Below are 20989 nucleotides of genomic sequence, written 5' to 3'. Positions count from 1 at the left end.
ATCTAGCGGACGGGGTCAATCTTAGTGGCCAACATCACCCAATCCCCCTCTTCCCGGCTCCAGCGGTTGGTGAATCGCTCCCGGTAGGTGCCCGGTTCGCCGTTGGCCCGCCAATTAAATGTCCGGATGCCCTGCACAATGTACAGATCCTGGTAGGGGATCACCTTACTGCTGTCGACGATGATCCGCAGTTCCGGAAACACCAGGCGCAGCTGCCCTAATTCATCCACGAACTGTGCTTTCGTTTTGCCCGCCGCCTGCCCGGTGTAGGTGATTACATAGGAGTCGGACAACAGTCGCTGCATCACGGCGGCATCGAGGTTCTGGTATGCTCCATTATAGATCGCTTCCCGACGGGCGACCTGGTCTGCGCCATCCTTACCCGTGGTTGTATCTTGGGCGGGCCCGCAGGAGCAAGCCAATATGATCCCCACCAGCAAACAGCAAACCGATTTCATGACTACCCTAACGCCACGACCGGCAAAAAGTGAGCGAAGCGACCGCCCGGCTAATCTTGCCAACCTGCTCGCATGGCTCCTGTTGCTGATTTTTTGCACCTGCGACCGCGCCCCGGGTTCTAAGGAATATGCACCTGCCGACGCGAAGGATGTACTGGAGCGCGCCGTTGAAGCCCACGGAATGTCGGGTTTTGATTCTACCCAGATCAGTTTTACGTTCCGGGAGCGGAAATACGGTATTCAGACCGATCGCGGGCGCTTTACCTATACACGTAGTTTTACCGATAGCCTGGGTAACGCCGTGCGCGACGTGCTGACCAACGAGGGATTGGAACGGTTCCGCAACGACAGTTTACTACAGTTGACGGCCAAGGACAGTACCGCATACGCGGCCTCGGTGAATTCCGTGCGCTACTTTTTCATGTTGCCGTATGGTTTGTACGATCCGGCCGTGAATATTGAATTGCTGGAAACGGTCACGCTCGAAGGCAAGCTCTACGACCGGGTGCGCGTAACCTTTGACGCGGAGGGTGGCGGTACCGACCACGACGACGTCTACCATTACTTTTTTAACCGGGATACCGGGGAACTGGACTATCTGGCGTACACCTTCGAAGCGGACGACGGGGGTATCCGGTTTCGCAAGGCCATCAACAAAAGAAAGGTAGGGGGCGTACTGGTGCAGGACTACATCAATTACGGCCTGGACGGTGATGATCGGGACATTGACGCGATTGGTGCCCGCTTTGCGGCTGGCGAACTGCCGGAGTTATCCGTCATTGAAAATACCGCGGTGCGTATTGATGGTCGTCCGGCAGCAGGTCGGTGACAAAGCTTCGCTGCTTCCACCAGGGGTGGGGGAGGCTGATGCGCTCGTCTTCGTACAGGAGATCGTCCACGAAAATCAGATCGATATCGATCGTGCGCGGCCCCCAGTGGAGGTCGCGTTGCCGGCCCAGTTTGTTTTCAATTTCCTGTGTGCTGGACAGCAAGCGGTGAAGCTCATCGCGTATGCCCTTTCCCGATAGGTTCGCTGCGGTTTCGACGACGAGAAGTTGATTGAGGAAAGAAGGTTGGTCCTCCTTGCCCCAGGGTGGGGTTTCGAGTACGGGGCTGGCGTAGCGGATCGGTCCGAGGACGGCGGTTAGCGCCTTGCGGGCGCGCGCGAGGATTTCCTCCCGGTTGCCGAGGTTGGATCCGATGGATAGGGTTAGTTTTGCCACCCCTAAATGTAGTTATGACTTTACATCCGTTCGTGATCGTGGAAGGTAATATCGGTGCCGGCAAAACCACCCTGGCGCGCCGCCTGGCCGAGCAGTTCAACCACCGGCTTATTCTCGAAGAATTCAGCGACAATCCTTTTCTCCCCCTTTTCTACCGGGAGCCCGACCGCTATGCCTTTCCCGTGGAACTGTTTTTTATGGCGGAGCGACACAAGCAATTGCACGGGGAGTTGTCGCGCAATGAGCTCTTTACCGGCGGTACTGTTGCCGATTACCTGTTCATCAAGACCCTGCTTTTCGCCCGCAACAGCCTGAGCGAGCAGGAATTTCGCCTCTTCAACCGCATCTACCGGGTCATGGATTCCGGATTTCCCAAGCCGGACCTTATTGTATATCTCCACCGCCCCGTCAGTGCGCTGCAAGCCAACATACGCAAGCGGGGACGCGACTTCGAGACCCAAATTCAGGACGACTATCTGCAGTCGGTTCAATCAACCTACCTCGATTATTTCCGAACCCTGCAGGATACCCCGGTGCTCATCCTGGATTTGGACGACCAGGATTTCACGGAAGATGCGTCGCTGTACGATCGAATGGTGGAAGCCATCATCCAGACTTACGAGCCGGGTATCCACCGGGTCGATCTTCATTCCTTGCGTTCGTCGCCCATCATTTCCTGAGGCCACCGACGGACCTTAGTCTTCAGCCGGTAGGTGGAAAGGCGGTTGTGGTAATAGTAGAGCATGGAGAAATTGTCACTGACGATACGGCCCGCACTGTCGTAGCGGAGGGGCTTGTCGATGTGATAATTGCCGATGCTGTCTATACCGTGGCGAATGATGTCGCGGCCCGTGCCGCGCAATTCCTGGCTGAGTTTGGCCCGGTCTTCCCGCTCCATGGCCAGTAGCTGGTCACGCAGTTGTTCGACTACCGTGGCCACCGCCGTTTCGTGGAAGTAGAAATCTTCCGCGGGCAATCGCAGGAGGGCGTACAGATCGTCTTTTGGGAAACTGCGCTCGAGCATGGCAAAAGCAGCGTAGCTCACGAGGTGACTGGGTAATACGATCCCGTCGACGTGGTACCGGTCCACAATTTTGTTGGCCAGTAAGCGCGTATACTCGCTTTCGCGTTGGAGATCCTGGTTGATGCGACCGTGCTGGTCGCGAAAATATTCCCGCGTAGATACGTGACGGCCGCTCATAGCATAGCTCCTTCCGCTGGCTTCCACGCGGTTGCCGAGCACGTCGAGGGGCTGGCCGAGGCTAATCGTAATTTCATTTCCCTTGCTGAAGACGCCCCAAACGAACTTAAGGATGCTGCGCAGGGAGTGAAAGCTGTCCTTGGCCTTGATGTAGCGGTCCTGCCCCTCCCGCCGCAGGTGTTGCTCGATGAGGAACTGGGCCTCGAGCACGAAGGGGTAGCTGAGAATTACGGGTACGATGTACACCTTGTCGTCCCGCCCTTCCTGGTAACGGGCGCGCTGGGCCTCAACGGCGGTGCCCAGCAAACCAAGCTTCAGTTTGGTCTCCAGGGAGCCCGACCGTGATCGCGTGCCGCCAGGGAAGAATAACGAAGGGACGCCCCGCTGAATGAGCAGTTTGCTCATCATCTTCAGAGTCGTCATGTACACCGGGTTTTGCTTCCGCCGGTCGACGCGGTAGGCGCCGAGGCGGTTCATAAAGTAGGCCGTATATCCGGTATTGTAGAGGTTCAGCCCCGCACCGAAAGACATGGCCTCAAGTCCCGCAACCTGATCCAGTGCGTAACCAATCAGGATACTGTCGAGATTGCTGAAGTGGGTAGGTACCATCACCACGGTTCCCTTCTGACTGAGCTCGCGAACCTGGTCGACGTAGCCGCGCACTTGAAGTTTCTGTTCCAGCAGAATCTTCTTGGAGAAGAGGCTGGTGAACGTCCGGCCGGTGGCGGCATTCAGCAGGCGTCCGAAGAAAAACGTGAGAAACCGGCGGGCAAACCGGAAGGTGGGAATCTTGAAGGTGCCCACGATCTCCTCGGCGTAGCGGTGCACGATACGGCGCAGGATGGATTGCGCGGCCTCTTCGGCGGTGGCGGGTTCGTCTTCGTCGAGGCTGTGGGTCGCCAGGAGTTTGGCTTGCCGTTTCCAATAGCTGCGTTCCTGGGGCGGGTCTACTTTCCACGGTTCATTGCGGGTGCGTTCCTGCTCACTGAAAATCGTTTTGCTCAGCAAGTCCGTCAGCGAATCGCCGTGTTCCTGCATGATGCGGTTGACACTCGACGACTCCAGTTGCTTTACGAAGGCTTCGCGGTCTTCGCTCAGCTTGTAAATCTCCCAGTCGTGCACATCGGGAACCGTATGGGTGTACCGCTGTCCTTCCCACTCGAAGTGGGCAGGAATGGGTCGGGGGGTTTCCGGTGTAGCACTCATTTAGTCGGTGTTTACCACCCCGGATCAGGAGGTGGCGGTATCAGCGTAGAAGGCCCAATTTACCGTATTTAGGGCGGTTTCCATATACTCCAGGATCTCCTCCCGTCCGATCTCCTTGTTGGCACTGGTGAGGAAGACGGGCGGAAGCTCTTCCCAGTACTCCGCCAGACGCTCCTGAAAGGCGGTCACGTGTTCTCCGTCGCGGGCCTTGCGTCGATCCGTTTTGGTGAAGGCCAGCACGAAGGGAATTCCGTGCTCACCCAACCAATTGACAAACTCCAGGTCGATATCCTGTGGGGGAACGTTGCTGTCGATGAGTACGAATGCGCTGACCAGGGACTGTCTTTTCAGGAAGTAGTTTTCCATCCGGGTTTCCCACTTGGACCGCGTCTTCTTGCTCTGTTTGGCGTAGCCGTAGCCGGGCAGGTCGGTGAGGTACCAGCTGTCGTTGATCAGGTAATAGTTAAGGAGTTGGGTCTTACCCGGTTTGCCGCTGGTGTGGGCCAGTTCCTTGCGCTGGGTGAGCATATTGATGAGGCTGCTTTTGCCTACGTTGCTCCGGCCGATAAAGGCAAATTCCGGTCGCCCGTCCTTCGGGGCCTGGTCGACCCGGGCGTGGGAGGATTGAAAACGGGAGGTCTTGATCTGGGCCACGGGGTGCTGGTTTGGGAGGCGGTAAAATAAAGGGCGTCCGCCTACTAGAGTAAGCGGACGCCCCGATGGTAAGTTGACGGTGATTAGTCGTTGGAGTCGTCATCGGAGTCCGATTTGGACTTGGAGGACTTTTTGGAACTCTTCTTCGGACTGATGATGACGTTCATGCGTCGGCCTTCCATTTTCGGCATGGCTTCGGCGGCACCCAGGTCTTCCAGCTCCTTCATGAAGCGGAGCAGCAGTAGTTCGCCACGGTCCTTGAAGACGATCGAGCGCCCGCGGAAATGAACGTAGGCCTTAACCTTGGCCCCATCCTCGAGGAAGCCCCGGGCGTGGCGGGTTTTGAACTCAAAGTCGTGATCGTCGGTATTGGGGCCGAAGCGCACTTCCTTGATGACCGTCTTGACGGCCTTGTTGCGTATTTCTTTTTCTTTCCGCTTTTTCTCGTAGAGGAACTTCTTGTAGTCGGTCAGCCGTACAACCGGGGGGGAGGCATTCGGACTGATCTCCACCAGGTCGAGACCGAGGTCGCGACCCCATCCTTTTACCTGGCGGGTATCGAAAACGGTTCCGCTTTCGAGTTTGGTGCCGATTTCGCCGGAGATCTCTTCCAGGTTATCGCCGACCAGACGCACCTCAGGTACGCGGATCATATCATTGATCCGAAATTGGGGAGTAGTTTCTTCTCTACGTGTATAACGGTTACGGCCGCCGCCTCTTCTCTTAGCCAATAGATGTTGGGTTATGTTATAAAATGTAAAAGTACGCAGGATAGTAAAGTTCATCCTACTGCCCTCGCATCCCCCAGTTCAGTAAATTATTTGCCTTATTCGGCAAGGGTCCGGGGTAGAGGATAAAAGTAAGCCGGCCGGTCACTCCATTGAGTACCGGCCGGCGTTAAATCAAATTTATTCCTCGGAAGTAACCGCCTCCTGCTGGGCAATGACCAGACCGTCGCCGCTTTCGTTAAGCTTGGCGACCAGGGAGGTACCACTTTCGGGATTGTTATTCAGTATGTACTCGGCCAGCGGATCCTCGATGTACTTCTGGATTGCCCGGTGGAGCGGACGCGCGCCAAACTGTGGATCGAAGCCTTTCTCGGCCACGAACTTCTTGGCATCCTCGGCGAGTTCAAGTTTGAATTCCATACCACTGAGTCGCTTGTACAGGTCGGATAGGGCGATGTCGATGATGCGGAAGATCTCCTCCTGACCGAGGCTGTTGAAGATCACCACGTCGTCGATCCGGTTCAGGAATTCGGGCGAGAAGGTGCGCTTCAGGGCATTGTTGATGACCGATTTGCTGTTAGACTCGGCGTTTTCCGTGCGGGCCTTCGTAGCGAAACCTACCCCCTGGCCAAAGTCTTTCAACTGGCGTACACCAATGTTGGAGGTCATGATGATCATGGTGTTCTTGAAGTCCACCTTGCGTCCCATACCGTCGGTAAGCTGTCCGTCGTCCAGCACCTGCAGCAGGATGTTGTAAACGTCGGGATGAGCCTTTTCGATCTCATCGAGGAGGATCACGCTGTAAGGCTTGCGCCGCACCTTCTCAGTGAGCTGACCACCCTCTTCGTAACCGACGTAGCCGGGAGGCGCACCGATCAAACGGCTTACGCTGAATTTCTCCATGTATTCCGACATGTCGATGCGGATCAGGCTTTCTTCGCTGTCGAAGATGTACTTGGCCAAGGCCTTGGCCAACTCCGTCTTACCAACCCCGGTGGGGCCGAGGAAGATGAAGGTACCAATGGGCTTGCTGGGATCCTTGAGTCCTACGCGGTTGCGCTGAATGGCCTTGGTCACTTTTGTAATGGCGTCGTCCTGCCCGATGATCACCGATTGCAGGTCACCTTCCATGCCGACGAGCTTCTTGCTCTCGTTCTGGGCGACGCGACGTACGGGGATGCCGGTCATCATGCTCACTACTTCGGCGATGTCTTCCTCGTTGACGGGGTAGCGCTTCGTTTTGGATTCCTCCTCCCACTGCTTTTTGGCGTCCTCGAGGTTGCGCTGCAGTTTACTTTCCTGGTCGCGCAGGTCGGCGGCCCGTTCGTACTGCTGGTTCTTGACCGCGGAGTTCTTTTGCTCCTTGACCTCCTCAATCTTCTTCTCGACCTCCTCGATGTGCTTGGGAACGGTGATGTTCTTGAGGTGGGTGCGGGCACCTACTTCATCGAGCACGTCGATGGCCTTGTCCGGCAGGAAGCGGTCCGTGATGTACCGGTCGCTGAGCTTTACACAGGCTTCGATGGCGTCGTCGGAGTAGTTGACGTTGTGGAAGTCTTCGTATTTCGGCTTGATGTTGTTGAGGATGTGCACGGCTTCCTCGGCACTGGGCGGGTTGACGAGCACTTTCTGGAAACGGCGGTCCAAGGCACCGTCCTTTTCGATGTGCTGGCGGTATTCGTCCAGGGTGGAGGCACCGATGCACTGCAGTTCGCCTCGGGCGAGAGCAGGCTTGAAGATGTTGCTGGCGTCCAGCGATCCGGTGGCACCGCCGGCACCGACGATGGTGTGGATCTCGTCGATGAACAGGATCACGTCGCGGCTCTTCTCAAGCTCGGTCATGATCGCCTTCATGCGTTCCTCGAACTGACCGCGGTATTTGGTACCCGCTACCAGGGCAGCCAGGTCCAGCATGACGATACGCTTATCAAACAGCGTGCGGCTGACCTTCCGGTCACGAATCCGCAGGGCGAGACCTTCTACGATGGCCGTCTTACCCACGCCGGGTTCACCGATCAGGATCGGGTTGTTCTTCTTGCGTCGGCTCAGAATTTGAGAGACGCGCTCTATTTCCGTTTCGCGACCAATGATCGGGTCCAGGCGATCTTCGTCTGCCAGGGCGGTGATATCCCGGCCGAAGTTGTCCAAAACAGGGGTACGCGATTTGGTGCTGCCTTGACCGCGACCACCTCGACCCTGACCACCACGGCCGGCGTCGTCGTCCTCGAAGCTTTCGTCGCCGCTTCCGGGAGCCTGGTTCAGGGGTAAGGAAATGTCTTCGGTAAAGTCTTTTTCGTCTTTCACGTAGTCAAGTTCAGCTTTATAGATTTCGTATTCCACTTCGAACTGCCGCAGGATCTTGGTAGCGGGCAGTTCCTTGTTGCGCAGAATCGACAGGATCAGGTGTTCGGGACTAACCTGCGAAGTCTTGAGGGCCTTGGCTTCCAGAAAAGTAACCTTCAGGACGCGGTCGGCCTTGTCGTTCAGGGGGAGCTTGGATAGGGTGTGGCTGCTCGACTGGCCGCCGTTGCGCTGAATGTTTTCGCGCAGCGTATCGGTCAGGGCATTGATGTCCACGGCCAGGTTGCGCAGCACCCGGGTGGCCAGTGTGTTGCCCATGCTCAGGACGCCGAGCAACAGGTGTTCTGGGCCTACATAGGTGTGGCCCATCTTCTCGGCCTCCTGTTTGCCACGGGCCATCGCCTGTTTAATTTCGGGGTTAAATTCCCGCTGTGGAGGATTCATTCAATAAACTTTGGAGGGGTAATAAATAAGCTGGCGGGGACGCAGGTGCAATGAACACTACAACAAAGCAGGCCCTGCCTTAAAGGTAAGGGCTAATTGAAAGAACTGTGCCACCTCGTATGGACTGACAAAATATCCTGACAACTCGCCCGAGCGTGCCAACATAATTCGGCATGCTTCTTTGGTTTCAGTATACAAACAAAGCTAGTTCTCAATAGTTGGTTTATTTTGCTCGCCGCCGCCGTGCCGCGGCTCAAATAATTGGTGAACGACTTAAGAAATTCCTAAGAAAAGGGCGTCCGCACCGACCTCCGATCACTTCTGCGTACCTTTACGAAGGCCTCCAGGGGGCGGCTCTCCCGGGTCCTTGTGCATTACTGCTACCATACATGTTTTTCCCACCAAAGTTCCTCCTTAGCTTAGTCGTAAGTGTCGCTTGCCTGCTGCCTTCCCTGGGAGCAACGGGTGACAGCCTTTACTTCCTCCTCCCCTCCGATACGGTGGTCGTCCAGGCCGATCCGGTGTCCGGGCATCTCCTCTTCAACCATTACCTGGCCCCCAAGCAGACGCTCTACGGTGCCGCGCGCTTTTACGGCTTCAGTCTGGACGAACTCTACCGACTGAACCCCGCGTTAAGGAAAGGTTATACTCCCGGCACCAAGGTGACCGTGGCCATCCCACGTTCCGTCATCCGGCCGTCCTTTTCCCGCGACAGCGTAGCCTGGTTCGTGCCGATCCGGTACCGTATGGCACCCGGGGAAACCCTTTACGGCCTTACGCGGCGTACCCTGGGATTGCCGAACGACAGTTTGCTCCGGGCCCTCAATCCGGGCCTATCCGCCGACAAACTGACCCCGGGCCAGGTGATCAAGATCGGCTACCTGCGAATCGACGGCATCCGGCCCGAATCACAGGTAAAGGTGGAAGATCCCTACCTGCTGCGCAACCGCCCGCTCCACGTCCAGTGGGATACGGTTATGGCGGACAAGAGGCTCCGGCTCACGAACGGCAAGGCGGCCTGGACCAACAGCGGCGACCGGTCCAAATGGATGGTGCTCCACCGCACTGCCCCGATAGGCAGCCTCGTCGAGATCGAGGAACCCCGCAGCCGCAAGACAATCTACGCCCAGGTGGTTGGCCGCATCCCCGAACAGGTGTACGACAGCCGCGTCATCCTCGTAGTCAGTCCGCTACTCGTAAAGGCCTTTGGCGTCCGGGACAAGGAATTTTACGTCCGTACCCGGCACCTTTAGAATACTCCGGCGGATGACGTAAACCGACCGCTACTTACTACCTTCGCGGGCCGAATGCGACTGAAGCAACTGGAGATAAAGGGATTCAAGAGTTTCGCCAGCCAGACGGTGGTGAACTTCGACGCCGACGTGATCGGAATCGTGGGCCCGAACGGCTCCGGCAAGAGTAATATCGTAGATGCCATCCGGTGGGTGCTGGGCGAGCAGAAAGGTTCGGAATTGCGCCTCGACAAAATGGCCTCGGTCATCTTCAACGGCACCCGTAAGAAGAAGCCCGGCAACCTGGCCTCGGTGAGCCTCACCTTCGAGAACGACAAGGCACTGCTGGCCACCGATTACTCCACCGTGACGGTGACTCGCATGCTCTACCGCAGCGGAGATTCGGAATACCGCCTGAATGGCGTGCAGTGCCGCCTGAAGGATATCCGCAACCTCTTCCTCGACACCGGCATCGGCTCCAACTCCTACGCCATCATTGCCCTGGGCATGGTGGATGATATCCTGGCCGACAAGGACAACAGCCGTCGGCGCATGTTCGAACAGGCCGCGGGGATCAGCAAGTACAAGAACCGCAAAAAGGAGTCGCTGCGCAAGCTGAAGAGTACAGAGGAGGACCTTGACCGGATCGAGGACGTACTACACGAGATCACCAACAACCTGACCAGCCTCGAAAAGCAGGCCAAGCGTGCGCGCAAGTACCGCGACCTGAAGGGACAGTACCGCGACCTCAGCCTGCTGCTCACCGGAATCCGCGTGGAAAAGCTGCGGCTTGATCATGCTCGCCTGAAGGAGGAGACCGACCAGGCCGAAAACGCCTACCGGCAAACCGAGGCCCGGATCACTGAGCTGGAAACGCAGGTGGACCGGGAGCGACAGCAGCACGAGGACAAGGAGCGACTGGTGGGTGAGCGACAGCGGAAGCTCAATGCACTCGTCGGGGAACTCCGGGGGCTGGAAAATGAACAGCGCCTGCTCCAACAGCGCAAAACCTTCATCGAACAGCAGACGCGGAAATTGGCCGCGGATATAGATTCCGCGAGTGGCCAGTTAGAGGAATTCTCTACCCAAATCGCCCAGATGTCCGACCAGCTCGGTACGGAACGGGAAAAACTTTCGGTAAGCCAAACGTCTCGGAGTGAAGCCGAGCAAGCCCTCAAACGGGTCCGCGAAGGGCACGCCGGGCTAAAGTCGCAGCTCGATACGGGACTGCGTGAGCAACAGCAGGAGGAACGCAAGGTATTCGAGTTCGAAAAGCGGCGCGCCATCAACGCCAATCAGATCGACAACTTCCGCTTCCAGGTTGACCGTAACCTGGAGGAAATGGAGTCCCGTACCGGTGAACGCGCTACGCTGGAAACGGAAATCGAACAGCTGAGTCAGGAGGAAAAAAAGGTCTCCGCAGACCTGGCTGAGCTGGAGGACCGCGAGGCCAAACGGCAGACGGCCATCGAGCACGCGGTAGCGGAATCGGAGCGCATTCAGGCCGAACTGGGGCGCATCAACCGGGGGCTCGACGCCCGGCGCAACGAATTCAAGCTGACCAAAAGCATGATCGACAGCCTGGAGGGATTCCCGGAATCGATCCGCTATCTGAGTAAGAACAAGAGCTGGACGGCTGACCCCCAACTGCTTTCCGATTTGCTGCTGGTGGAACCTGAGTACCGGGCCGCGATCGAAAATTTCCTGGAGCCCTACCTGAATCATTACGTCGTGCAATCGGCCGAAGAGGCCCGCGACGCCATCCGCCTGCTTGCCGACAAGCAGAAGGGCAAGGCCCATTTCTTCGTGCTGGAAGCCATCTCCGAAGCGTCGGCAGCGCCGGCCGTGGCTCCCGACGGAACCCGCCCGGCCCGGGAAGTGGTCACGGTCGATGAACCCTACCGGAAATTAACCGACCGGCTGCTCCGGGAAGTGTACGTGACCGCGGAAGACCAGCTGCCCCCCGCGCCGGATGAGGGCATAACGGTACTTTCCCGCGGCGGACAATTCATTCGTCGCTCGTTTTCCATTACGGGGGGATCCGTTGGGCTTTTCGAGGGCAAAAAAATCGGCCGGAAGAAGAACCTGGAGCTGTTGGAAAAGGAAATTCGGACGGCCGAAAGCCGGTCCGCTGGCCTGAGTGCCGAGCTTGAAGCGCACCGGTCTGCCCTAACCGAACTGCGCGGGCGGCGCCTTGACCGGCAGATCAACGAGAAGCAGCGTGACCTAAACAAACTGCAACAGCGGGCGGCTGGTCTGCAGGCCCGGGCCGAAGGATTCCAATCTTATTTCCGCGACACCCAATCGAAGAATACCCAACTTCAGGCCGAAGCGGAGAAACTGGTACAGGTGAACCGGGAGATCGACCAGGAACTGATCGAGTTGCGCGCCCGTATCGATCGGCTGCGGGACAATGTAGCCGGTACCGATGAAGACTACCGCCGCCTCAGCGAAGAATTGTCCGCCGCCAGTGCCGCGTACAACCAGGAAAACATCCTCTTTATCCAACAGCAGAACCGGGTGGAAAGCCTGGAACGGGAACTCAATTTCCGCAATCACCGTCGGCAGGAATTGCAACGTCAGGAAATCAACAACCGGGAACAACTGAAGTCACTGACCCGTGAGGGTGAGCAGATCGCACAGCAGGAGGGCACGCTCGACCGCAACATCGTGCAGATGCGGCAGGAAAAGGAAGCGTACCAGGCCACGCTCGGAACGGCGGAAAAGGCATACTACGAGGCGCGCTCACTCATTTCAGCCCGGGAGGATGAATTGCGGAAGGAGAACCGGCTACGGCAGGACGCCCAAGTGCGCGTCAATCAACTGCGGGAGAAATTCACCGACGTACGCTTCAAGCTGAACGGAGTAGAGGAGCGGCTCAAAATCGAATTCGACCTGGATCTCGAACAGCTCGCCGCCGTAGAGGTGGATGAATGGACGGGCACGGTGACGGAACTGGAAATGCGGGTTGAGCGGCTCCGCAGCCGGATCGGCAACTACGGGGAGATCAACCCGATGGCGGTAGAGGCATACGACGAAATGAAGGAGCGTCACGAAACCATCACCGGGCAACGCGATGACATTATCGCGGCCAAGAGCACGCTGCTGAAAACCATCAAGGAGATCGAGAACACCGCCACCGTACAGTTTCTGGATGCCTTCGAGCGCGTAAGGGTCTACTTCATCGATGTGTTCCGGAGCCTCTTTACCGAGGACGACAATTGCGACCTCATTCTGTTAGATCCCGAGGATCCCCTGGAGTCGGCCATCGAGATCGTGGCCAAACCCAAGGGCAAGCGACCGCAGACGATCAGCCAGCTCTCCGGTGGGGAAAAGACCCTCACCGCCACCGCCCTGTTGTTCGCGTTATACCTGCTGAAACCCGCCCCTTTCTGCATCTTCGACGAGGTGGACGCTCCACTGGACGATGCCAACATTGCGAAATTCAACCGCATTGTGAAGAAATTCAGCCGCGACAGCCAGTTCATCATCGTCACCCACAACAAACTTACGATGGAGGCCGTCGACTCAATTTACGGGGTTTATACCACCGAGCAGGGGGGCTCCGGCGTAGTTCCGGTCCAATTCACGGATCTGGAGGGTAGCACGGCATTTTCGGCACGCTAGCAGACGGCATTACCCGACAATGTTGGCCACGTTAAAGCCGAGCAGGATCAGTACGCCCGCGAAGGCCAAAATGGTGGGTAGGGGATACCGCCCCACGGAAAGGGGAACCCGAAAGGGGGGATCCTGCTCGTCGGCATGCAACCGCCGGTAGTTCAGCAGGGCGGCGTTTACGGCGAGAAAAACCAGCATAATAAAGATGTTGCTGATGCTGGCCACCACCTTCAGATTGCCGATGAGCCCAAACCCAAGCGCCAGCAGGGTGATCAGCAAGGTAGCCAATAGGGGTGTGCCGGTGGATTCGTTGACCTGGGTAAGTCGCTGGAGCCAGGGCATTCCCCCGTCGCGGGCCACGTCGTACAGCAACCGGCTGGTTCCGAGGATATTGGAAAGGATGGTCTTACTGGTCGCGAACAATGCCACTACCACGATTGCCGTTGCCCACCCGGCACCCGCGCTCCGCCGCAAAACGGCGGCCAGGGGGCCAGATTCACGTGCCAGGTCGTCGGGCGGAATTACGGATACGGCGCTTACCGCGATCAACAGGTAAATCAGTAGCACGACCACCCCGGAGATCAGAATGCCCCGCGGCATGGTCTTGCGCGGATCGCGGGTTTCCTCGGCCATCTTTACCAGGTCTTCGTAGCCAATAAAACTGAAGAAAATGAGTGCACCTCCTGATGCGATACCGGTCCAGCCCACGCCCTCAGAACTGAGTAGCGGCACGGAGCCCCACTCGGGGACGGCAAAGAAAACCACGGCAGCCAGTCCGGCCAGGGTAACGACCGTTGCCAGGGTATTGAACCAGCTGGCCTGCTGCACGCCTACGGCATTGATGAGGCCCATGAGGATAATGACGCCCGCGGTGGTCACCCACAGCGGTACTTCGAGCAAGCGACCGAGGTACTGACCGAAACTGATGGCGATGGCCGCCGCGGCCACCACACCCGTAAAGAGCATCATGATGCTGAACCACAGGGCCGTGGTGCGACCGAAGCCCTGTTTAACATACTCAAAGCTGCCGCCGGCGTCGGGAAATCGGCTCACGAACTCGGCGTAGGTGGTGGCCGTGAGCAAGGCTACTACGGCCGCAACGAGAAAACTGGCCCAGAGCAAATGGCCGCTGATGCCGGCCGCTTCGCCTACGATGGCGTATATCCCGGCACCGACAATGCCGCCAATGCCAAACATTAAAATATCGAGCAATCCAAGGTTACGTTTCAACTGTGGGTCGGCCAAACTGATCGTATGGGTTTGGAGGGTGAGTAATAAGTTTAGGGGCGAAAAGGGTAGGGCGGGAACGGTCTTACCGCTCGGCGGATTTCGCCAGACGCTCCTGCAGGCTCCGTCGTAAACCGGCGGTTTCGCCCAGGTATTTTTCTACGAAAGGCAGGAAGGCGGCGATCTGTTCGAGGCGGTCGGAATCGATGGCCGCGACCACCTGCCGGTGCAGGAACGATCGGGTAAGATGGCGGAGCGGTTCGGTATCACCGATGCGACGCAGGGCGGTGAGTACCACGAAGCGGTAACGGTTACCGATGGCGATTTCCAGCACGGCCTGTAGCATAGCGGCAGGGTCGGCGAGCGGTACGTTACGCTGACCCAGCACGTTCAGTACTTCTACGTAGACCTTATCGTACCGGGAGGCCAGTAATTGTCGAAGGCGGGACTCAAGCGGCCCCGGTAAGGGGTCGGATAGCTCATGTTCCGACAGGACTACCTTAAGTTGCAACAGGGCATTCCGCTGCAGGCGGGGCTCGGGCCGTTCCAGGTATTCTGTCACTACCGCTATTGCCGCCGCCAGTGAGGTCCGACGCACGAGTTCTCTCCAGCCTGGCTCCAGCTGCTGCGGCCAGTTTACGGGCGGCACCTCGGTGAAGGCGGGTGCGTCCACCTTGCGGTTCATCGCCGCCAGGTCCACTGTAAAGGGAGGGACGTTAAGCGTGTTAATTGCCCGCAGCAGTCGGTCCAACACCGGGTAATGGTTTTCCGCGTCGAACTTCTCCCTTATGGTTCCGGCTACTGACGCATCGGGCATTGATAGACTGCGCATGGCCTGGACGATCAATTCCACCTGATCGGGATGCCGGTCCAGCAGCTCTGTGAGGTGATCACGAAGTCCGAAGCCGGGAAAACGGCTCAGCAAACGCAGGTACTCCTCCAAATCATCCTCGGCAAATTTGCCCGCATCATACACGGCTCTGAGGCGCTGCAGGGTTTCCCGACTGGTGTAGGACGCCAGACTCTGCAAAATTTCCGGAGTGTACGGGTGCCGCCCTTCCGATTCCAGGCAACGCAGCAGAATTTCTCTGGCTTTCGGGGTGCCGAGCGCCCTCAGTACGCCATAGACCAGGCGGGAGGTTTTTTCCGAGGCTACCGGGAGCAGGGTTTGCAGGTAATCCAGCAGCCGGTCGTCGGTATGTTCCAGATGTGCGATTGCCTCACTGTCAGCCAACCGTTTCAGCGCGTCGTTGACTTCGTCCTCGCCGAAAGCATAAATTCCCATGCCCCCGGTGCGGGTGGGCCGAGAACCGTCCTTTCCCATTTGGAGAATCGACTCACGATACGCAGCGACCACCGCACCGAAGGGCGGGGGAGCATCCTTTAGCAAGATGGCCGCCCGGATGCGATGGGGAAGGGTAGGGGCCAGCGCTCCCAGATAGGTGTGTACAGCCTCCCAATTGCTGCCGTAGGTAAGTTTGAGTACACTTTCCGGGAGGGCGGCGAAGGGCAGAGCTGCTACCTCCACTTTGCCACTGGTGGCGAAAGAAAGCCCGTAGGTAGCCGGACCGTAGCGGGTGGGAATCGTCCAACGGTAATCAACAGAAGCCATAGACTAGGATAAACGCACCAATGCCCTAACGGATTTCCACCACCTGGTCCGGCCGAAAGGGTGGCTGGGGGGGGAGCCGCTTGTCCTCGCTGCGGCCGAGGATGGCGAAAATAAGGGGGAGGCGGTAGGGCTTCTCCGGGTAAGCCGTCATGCCGTCGGTAATCACCAGAACGGAATCGGGCTGGGGTTGGAGGTCCAAGGCTGCGCTCAGGCCCGCCCGCATATCGGTACCGCCGCCGCCAGGAAGGTGGCTGACCTGGAAGGCCTCTCGCTCCGACACGATGCGTACTGGCTCGTGGGCGCGCAGGTCGCAGGGAATGATGGTCACCGGCGCTTCCAGTTGCCGAATGATGGCGGCCACCTCGGCTAACGCACGCTGTAAGTCAGCGCCTTTCATGGAGGCCGAGGTGTCGACCACGATTGCTACGCTGGCGGTACGCGCGCCGGAAAGACTGGGTGGAAGCACGGGGTGGTAGACGGACTGCCGTCGATTGGGTCGCCCAAAGGCGTAATCCGTTCGCATGCCGCGGCCACGTTGGAGGGCAATGCTCAATCGGTGCCCCAGGCGTTGCTGCCAGTTGACGCCGCTGCGGAGCACGTCGGCGGCCCACTCCCGCCAGCTTACCGGCACTGTCTGGTCCGCGGCTTCGCGCGTCAGGCGGGCCACTTCGCGGCGCAAAATTTCCTCGTCCAGCGGGGTCATTCGCTGATGGTCTCCGTCCTCCCACGGGCGGGCCTGCCCGTGTACTCCGCTGCCCTCGTCGGGAATATCAGGCGGGGGGGCGGCCTCTTCCGTGAGTCGCCGGTAGTAGGTTTCTGCCAATTCTCCCTCCGGCCACCCTAGAGCACGCGCGTGGTGACCGGGATAGGCCTTCGGCATACGGAGGCCCTTCCATTCGGAATCGTTGATCTCCAGATCACAGGCTACGTTCCAGCGACGACTGGCCGCCTGGCCCCTTACCCCAGTGGCCTCCGCCCGCTCACCGTGCTGTCGCAGTCGGTGACTGATCTCGTGCACCCAAAGGAACGCCAGCTCACTCAGGGCATGGGAACGATCAGGGTCGCTGTACAGCTTGTTCACGACGTCTGGGTTCCAGTACACGTTGTAGTGCCGGTCTACGGCGGCAACGCGCACGGCCTCAGACAGTACGATGCGGCACCGGAAAAGTGCCGGAGCGAACCAGGGCAGGTGCTCGGCGGCGTAGGCCCGGGCGAAACGGATCCGCTCGGCCGTTTGCTGCCGGTCACCCGAGGACATTTACGAATTCGTTGAAGGCCTCATCGCTGAAAACCGTACCGATGAGTTCCATCACCTCCTGAAGCTCCGGGTCGTTGGTACCACCGGCGGTGAGGTGGGCCAACCATCCCGCGCGTGCCAGTTCCTTGAGGTGGACGAAGATTACGTCGCGTCGACTATCGTCGAAGACCGCCTGCGCCAATTCCAGGTACCGGCGGGATTGACCGAGTAGTTCGTCGGACTCCAATTCAGGCAACAATAGTGCGTTCATTCCGTAAAAAAGTACGAACAGCTCGGCGTCGTCCAGTTCGCTGACCGTGATGGAAGCCTCGCCGTGCAGCACTTTACGCGGATCGGGCAGTCGCAGTTTACTCAGGTGTTCTACGAGCTGCAGGGCGGTGGCTTCTCCCAGACAACCGGCGACCAGATTGAGCACTACCGTTTGACCATAACCATCGCGATCGTCGAGTCGGTAACCCAGGAGTTCGCACGAGCACAGAAGTGCGGCGGCGAAGTCCCAACTGCGCGGGCTAGCGAATCCGAAGGGGTTGTCTTCCGGATTGCCGTGGAGGGCGTCGGGCCGCAGCTGCAGGAAGCCGCCGATGCGAATTTTCCACTCGGGGAGCAATCGACGGTGCCGGGCAGCGTCGATGTGCGGCAACTGTCCACGGTCCCAACCGTGAGTCAACGAGCGGACGTAAAGCGATTGGGGTATGTCCCACTGCAGGTGCACGAAGCGGTTACGCAGGGGCGGGGAGAGCTCCCAGCCGCCTACCATGAGGTCTGGAGGGTTAGCGGCCGCCACGATACGTACGCCCGGGGGGAGGGGGGTGAAGCCCACCTTGCGCTCAAAAACCACCCGCAACAGGGCCGCCTGGACAGACGGCGGAGCCGTGCTCAGTTCGTCGAGGAACAGAATGCCGGCGGGGCTGGAACGGAAGTCCTCGACCCATTCCGGCGTGGCATACTTTACCCGGCCGTTCTCCAGAAAGGGAAGTCCACTGAAGTCGGTGGGGTCGTGAATGGAAGCGATCAGGGTCGTGACCCGGAGGTCGGGCGTGGCAAGTCCTTCGATAAAACTCGACTTTCCCACCCCGGGACGGCCCCACAACAACACCGGAATGCCGATCTCGCCCTGCGGGGAGGGGGTGGCCAGGGCCACCAGCAGGGCGGCGGCACCATCGGGGAGCTGGGTGTCGGAGGAGTTGACCATATGTTTAGTACACTTGCCTTGGTGGTGGGTAAAGGGCCGGGGGGAAACGTTTGTTTGGGCCCGGAAAGTTTTTATGGCCCTTGCTGACGAAGTGAAAAGAAATGTCTTAACTTTGGCTTACAAAGTGCTTTATGGCCCTTCACGTTTCTACGCCTATTTCTGATCTGCGCCATATCCGGCAGTTGATGGAGCGGTCCCGTTACTTCATCGGCCTGAGCGGCCTGTCCGGGGTAGGGGCGGGCTGCTGCGCGCTCGTTGGTGTAGCGCTGGTGGCGGCCTACCGGGTGGTGGCGGGCCATCCTCCGCTTTACCTTGCAGCTGCCGAATCGGGAGCCGGACTACACCCCTGGGGCGTGGAGCCCCTGCCATTCCTGTTAGCCGTAGCGGCGATGGTGGTGGCCGCTGCGGTAAGCACGGCAGTCTACTTTACCCACCGGCGGGTAGCGCGATTGGGCTATACGATCGCCGATCGAAGAACCTATAAACTACTGCTCAACCTGGCAGTACCCCTGGCGGCAGGGGGTGCCTTCTGTTTGGGCCTAATCTACCACGGCGAGGCGGAACTGGTTGCTCCGGCTACCCTGGTGTTCTATGGACTTGCGCTGCTGAACGGCAGCAACTTCACTACGGAGGACCTCCGGGTGTTGGCGTACCTGGAGATCGGTATCGGCCTGCTGGCGCTTGCATTTCCGGCGTACGGTCTGTACTGCTGGGCCCTGGGTTTCGGGCTGCTGCACATTGCTTACGGCTACTGGCTGTACCTCAAATACGATGCCCATGAATAAGGTCGAAGCGGTCAAATCAACGGTAGCGGGCCTCAGCAAGCTGTACAATCACCGAACCCGTCTCGGACTGATGGGTATCCTGTTGGTCAACGACTGGGTCGATTTTGTCACCCTGCGCAATGCCCTGAAACTAAGTGACGGCAGCCTGGCCGGGCACATAAAGGCATTGCACAAGGCCGGGCAGATCGAGACGGAGAAGCGCTTCGTAGACGATAAGCCCCGCACCAGCTACCGCGCTACACCGGCCGGCCGGGAGGCGTTCGAGCGGCACCTGGAAGAATTGGAGGAGTTTTTGAAAATAATGGAGAACTAGTTCCGTGGGGCTGCGGCTCTGAAAGTTGTTTGGACTCCGTAACCGTTGGACGCTGGGGGACCGTCCAACCGCTTACCCGTTGGACGCTGGGGGGACCGTCCAACCGCTTACCCGTTGGACGCTGGGGGGACCGTCCAACCGCTTACCCGTTGGACGCTGGGGGACCGTCCAACCGCTTACCCGTTGGACGCTAGGGGGACCGTCCAACCGCTTACCCGTAGACGCTAGGGGGACCGTCCAACCGCTTACCCGTTAGACGCTAGGGGGACCGTCCAACCGCTTACCCGTAGGACGCTGGGGTACCGTCCAACCGCTTACCCGTTGGACGCTGGGGGTACCGTCCAACCGCTTACCTCTCGTTCCGCTGAAGATGTTGACGACACGCGCGGGTGCCAGTGCCACCATACCTGCCGGGGTGGTGGTTGGGAGCTCGATACCATCGTGGCGCATAGGTCCCACTTTATTCCGTGGCACGGGCGAGCACTTCCCGAACCGGCGTCCACTTAAAGTCGGGGTAACGATGGTTGTCGAGTGGAGACAGCTTGCCCCGCCCGCTCATCATATTGCGCATGTACTGCATGCCCTGCCAGGCGGGGTAGGTATCGTCCCTGCCGGGGACGAACAGACGGGTGACGCCGATGAGGGTAGTCAGTACACCAATCCCTCCGATCCGCAGCGGACGGTATTTTCCACCGCGGGCCGCTTCGGCCGCCCTGGCCAGGCCGTGGGCGTCGAGCACGTCGCCAGCGATGCGAAGGTACCGCGGAGTGTCGGCGTCCATCGCGGCCAGGGCGGTGTAGCGCGCCGTATCGTCCATTGTAGTGAAGTCCATTTGCTGGTGGTCGTCGCCATAGTAGAGCACCCGGTGAATGCGGTCGACGATGAAAGGGGCCTGCCCGTTGAGCAGGTCGGCGAACATCCCGTTCAGGATGGAGGTCACGGCGAGCGGTGACTGCTCCAGGCGCTCCTGAAAGGTCTTGCGAAAATCCAGGTTACGGTTGGTGCCGCGCGGCAATTGCGTAAAGTCCAGGGCGAAGTCGGAAGGGATGAAGCGGGGTGCGCCAGCTGCCTCCGCCGCTTCCAGCAAGCGTGTTTGTACCCCCACGATTACGTCCTCCAGTCCCGACAGGGCAGATAGTACGCAGGTTGCACCCCGGCAGGCATCGGTCAACTCGACCACGTCGTCAAAATTGGTCACCCGGATCTCGGCACCCTGGTCGCGCAAGGGCCGCGTTTTGGATCGGGGAGTGCTCTGTCGCACGAGGGCCCGGAGGCGTCCACCGCGATTCATAATTTCGCGGGCGATACGGGCGCCCAGGTCGCCAGATGCGCCGGCCACGACGATCAGGGGCGGTGAATCGGTCATGGAATGATTTTTACAAATAACCCGGCCCGGGGGAACTACGTTCGGGTCGAGCCAGGGCAGAAATTCACCTGGGAACCCGGTCCTTTCCCAACAAATCTGTTACCATTGCGTGAAAATGGCCGCCCCGGTCAGCACATTGCGGCCCGCGAACGTTGCGTGAGGGTCGTACCT

The 20989-nt window shown here is 58.9% G+C and carries 17 protein-coding genes; 6 read left to right on the top strand and 11 right to left on the bottom strand.

Annotated features, from left to right (window positions below; translation table 11 throughout):
- Positions 1-2: 2 nt before the first annotated feature.
- Positions 3-422, bottom strand: coding sequence for a nuclear transport factor 2 family protein (locus E4021_RS03045; RefSeq protein WP_168797442.1), 420 nt, complete (start codon positions 420-422; stop codon positions 3-5).
- Between the two features lie 34 nt (positions 423-456).
- On the opposite strand from E4021_RS03045, the gene E4021_RS03040 reads away from it, so the two are divergent.
- Entirely contained in the window at positions 457-1287 is an 831-nt protein-coding gene (locus tag E4021_RS03040; RefSeq protein WP_136456429.1) for a DUF6503 family protein, read from the top strand.
- Here E4021_RS03040 and folK read toward each other — a convergent pair.
- The gene (gene folK / locus E4021_RS03035) at positions 1235-1681 is read right to left on the bottom strand and encodes a 2-amino-4-hydroxy-6-hydroxymethyldihydropteridine diphosphokinase (protein ID WP_136456428.1); all 447 of its coding nucleotides are present in this window, start codon (positions 1679-1681) and stop codon (positions 1235-1237) included. The two genes, E4021_RS03040 and folK, sit on opposite strands and share 53 nt — an antisense overlap.
- 14 nt (positions 1682-1695) lie before the next feature.
- On the opposite strand from folK, the gene E4021_RS03030 reads away from it, so the two are divergent.
- Positions 1696-2361: a deoxynucleoside kinase gene (locus tag E4021_RS03030; RefSeq protein WP_136456427.1), complete on the top strand. Its 666-nt coding sequence runs from the start codon at positions 1696-1698 to the stop codon at positions 2359-2361.
- On the opposite strand, the gene E4021_RS03025 is transcribed toward E4021_RS03030, so the two are convergent.
- The 4 genes from E4021_RS03025 to E4021_RS03010 all read right to left on the bottom strand — a co-directional run bounded on the left by E4021_RS03025 (position 2328) and on the right by E4021_RS03010 (position 8215).
- Complete coding sequence (locus E4021_RS03025; RefSeq protein WP_136456426.1) at positions 2328-4088, bottom strand: 1-acyl-sn-glycerol-3-phosphate acyltransferase; 1761 nt, start codon at positions 4086-4088, stop codon at positions 2328-2330. The two genes, E4021_RS03030 and E4021_RS03025, sit on opposite strands and share 34 nt — an antisense overlap.
- A gap of 24 nt (positions 4089-4112) precedes the next feature.
- On the bottom strand, positions 4113-4742 hold the full coding sequence (yihA, locus tag E4021_RS03020; RefSeq protein ID WP_136456425.1) for a ribosome biogenesis GTP-binding protein YihA/YsxC: 630 nt from the start codon (positions 4740-4742) through the stop codon (positions 4113-4115).
- An 83-nt stretch (positions 4743-4825) separates the two neighbouring features.
- Positions 4826-5395: a translation initiation factor IF-3 gene (gene infC, locus E4021_RS03015; protein ID WP_246050206.1), complete on the bottom strand. Its 570-nt coding sequence runs from the start codon at positions 5393-5395 to the stop codon at positions 4826-4828.
- A 255-nt stretch (positions 5396-5650) separates the two neighbouring features.
- A complete protein-coding gene (locus E4021_RS03010; RefSeq protein ID WP_136456423.1) occupies positions 5651-8215 on the bottom strand; it encodes an ATP-dependent Clp protease ATP-binding subunit in 2565 nt (854 codons plus the stop codon).
- Between the two features lie 389 nt (positions 8216-8604).
- On the opposite strand from E4021_RS03010, the gene E4021_RS03005 reads away from it, so the two are divergent.
- A complete protein-coding gene (locus E4021_RS03005; RefSeq protein ID WP_136456422.1) occupies positions 8605-9468 on the top strand; it encodes a lytic transglycosylase in 864 nt (287 codons plus the stop codon).
- Between the two features lie 54 nt (positions 9469-9522).
- Positions 9523-13074: a chromosome segregation protein SMC gene (gene smc / locus E4021_RS03000; RefSeq protein ID WP_136456421.1), complete on the top strand. Its 3552-nt coding sequence runs from the start codon at positions 9523-9525 to the stop codon at positions 13072-13074.
- 9 nt (positions 13075-13083) lie between these two features.
- Here the strand turns inward: smc and E4021_RS02995 are convergent, their stop codons facing one another.
- The 4 genes from E4021_RS02995 to E4021_RS02980 all read right to left on the bottom strand — a co-directional run bounded on the left by E4021_RS02995 (position 13084) and on the right by E4021_RS02980 (position 18354).
- Entirely contained in the window at positions 13084-14277 is a 1194-nt protein-coding gene (locus E4021_RS02995; RefSeq protein ID WP_136456420.1) for an APC family permease, read from the bottom strand.
- Positions 14278-14377: 100 nt separating this feature from the next.
- Positions 14378-15904, bottom strand: a complete 1527-nt coding sequence (locus tag E4021_RS02990; RefSeq protein WP_136456419.1) for a hypothetical protein — start codon at positions 15902-15904, stop codon at positions 14378-14380.
- A 25-nt stretch (positions 15905-15929) separates the two neighbouring features.
- Positions 15930-17162: a vWA domain-containing protein gene (locus tag E4021_RS02985; protein WP_136456418.1), complete on the bottom strand. Its 1233-nt coding sequence runs from the start codon at positions 17160-17162 to the stop codon at positions 15930-15932.
- Positions 17149-18354, bottom strand: a complete 1206-nt coding sequence (locus E4021_RS02980) for an AAA family ATPase (RefSeq protein ID WP_136456417.1) — start codon at positions 18352-18354, stop codon at positions 17149-17151. Before E4021_RS02980 ends, E4021_RS02985 begins: the two co-directional genes overlap by 14 nt.
- 131 nt (positions 18355-18485) lie before the next feature.
- Between E4021_RS02980 and E4021_RS02975 the strand changes: the two genes are divergently transcribed.
- Positions 18486-19139 (top strand): hypothetical protein, encoded by a 654-nt coding sequence (locus E4021_RS02975; RefSeq protein ID WP_136456416.1) that lies wholly within the window; start codon positions 18486-18488, stop codon positions 19137-19139.
- Positions 19132-19452 (top strand): winged helix-turn-helix domain-containing protein, encoded by a 321-nt coding sequence (locus E4021_RS02970; protein WP_136456415.1) that lies wholly within the window; start codon positions 19132-19134, stop codon positions 19450-19452. Before E4021_RS02975 ends, E4021_RS02970 begins: the two co-directional genes overlap by 8 nt.
- Before the next feature lie 460 nt (positions 19453-19912).
- Here E4021_RS02970 and E4021_RS02965 read toward each other — a convergent pair whose 3' ends face one another.
- Positions 19913-20818: an NmrA family NAD(P)-binding protein gene (locus tag E4021_RS02965; RefSeq protein WP_136456414.1), complete on the bottom strand. Its 906-nt coding sequence runs from the start codon at positions 20816-20818 to the stop codon at positions 19913-19915.
- Positions 20819-20989 lie beyond the last annotated feature (171 nt).

The organism is Neolewinella litorea (assembly GCF_004803465.1).
Classification (GTDB): domain Bacteria; phylum Bacteroidota; class Bacteroidia; order Chitinophagales; family Saprospiraceae; genus Neolewinella; species Neolewinella litorea.
This window is presented reverse-complemented; position numbering and strand designations above follow the sequence as displayed.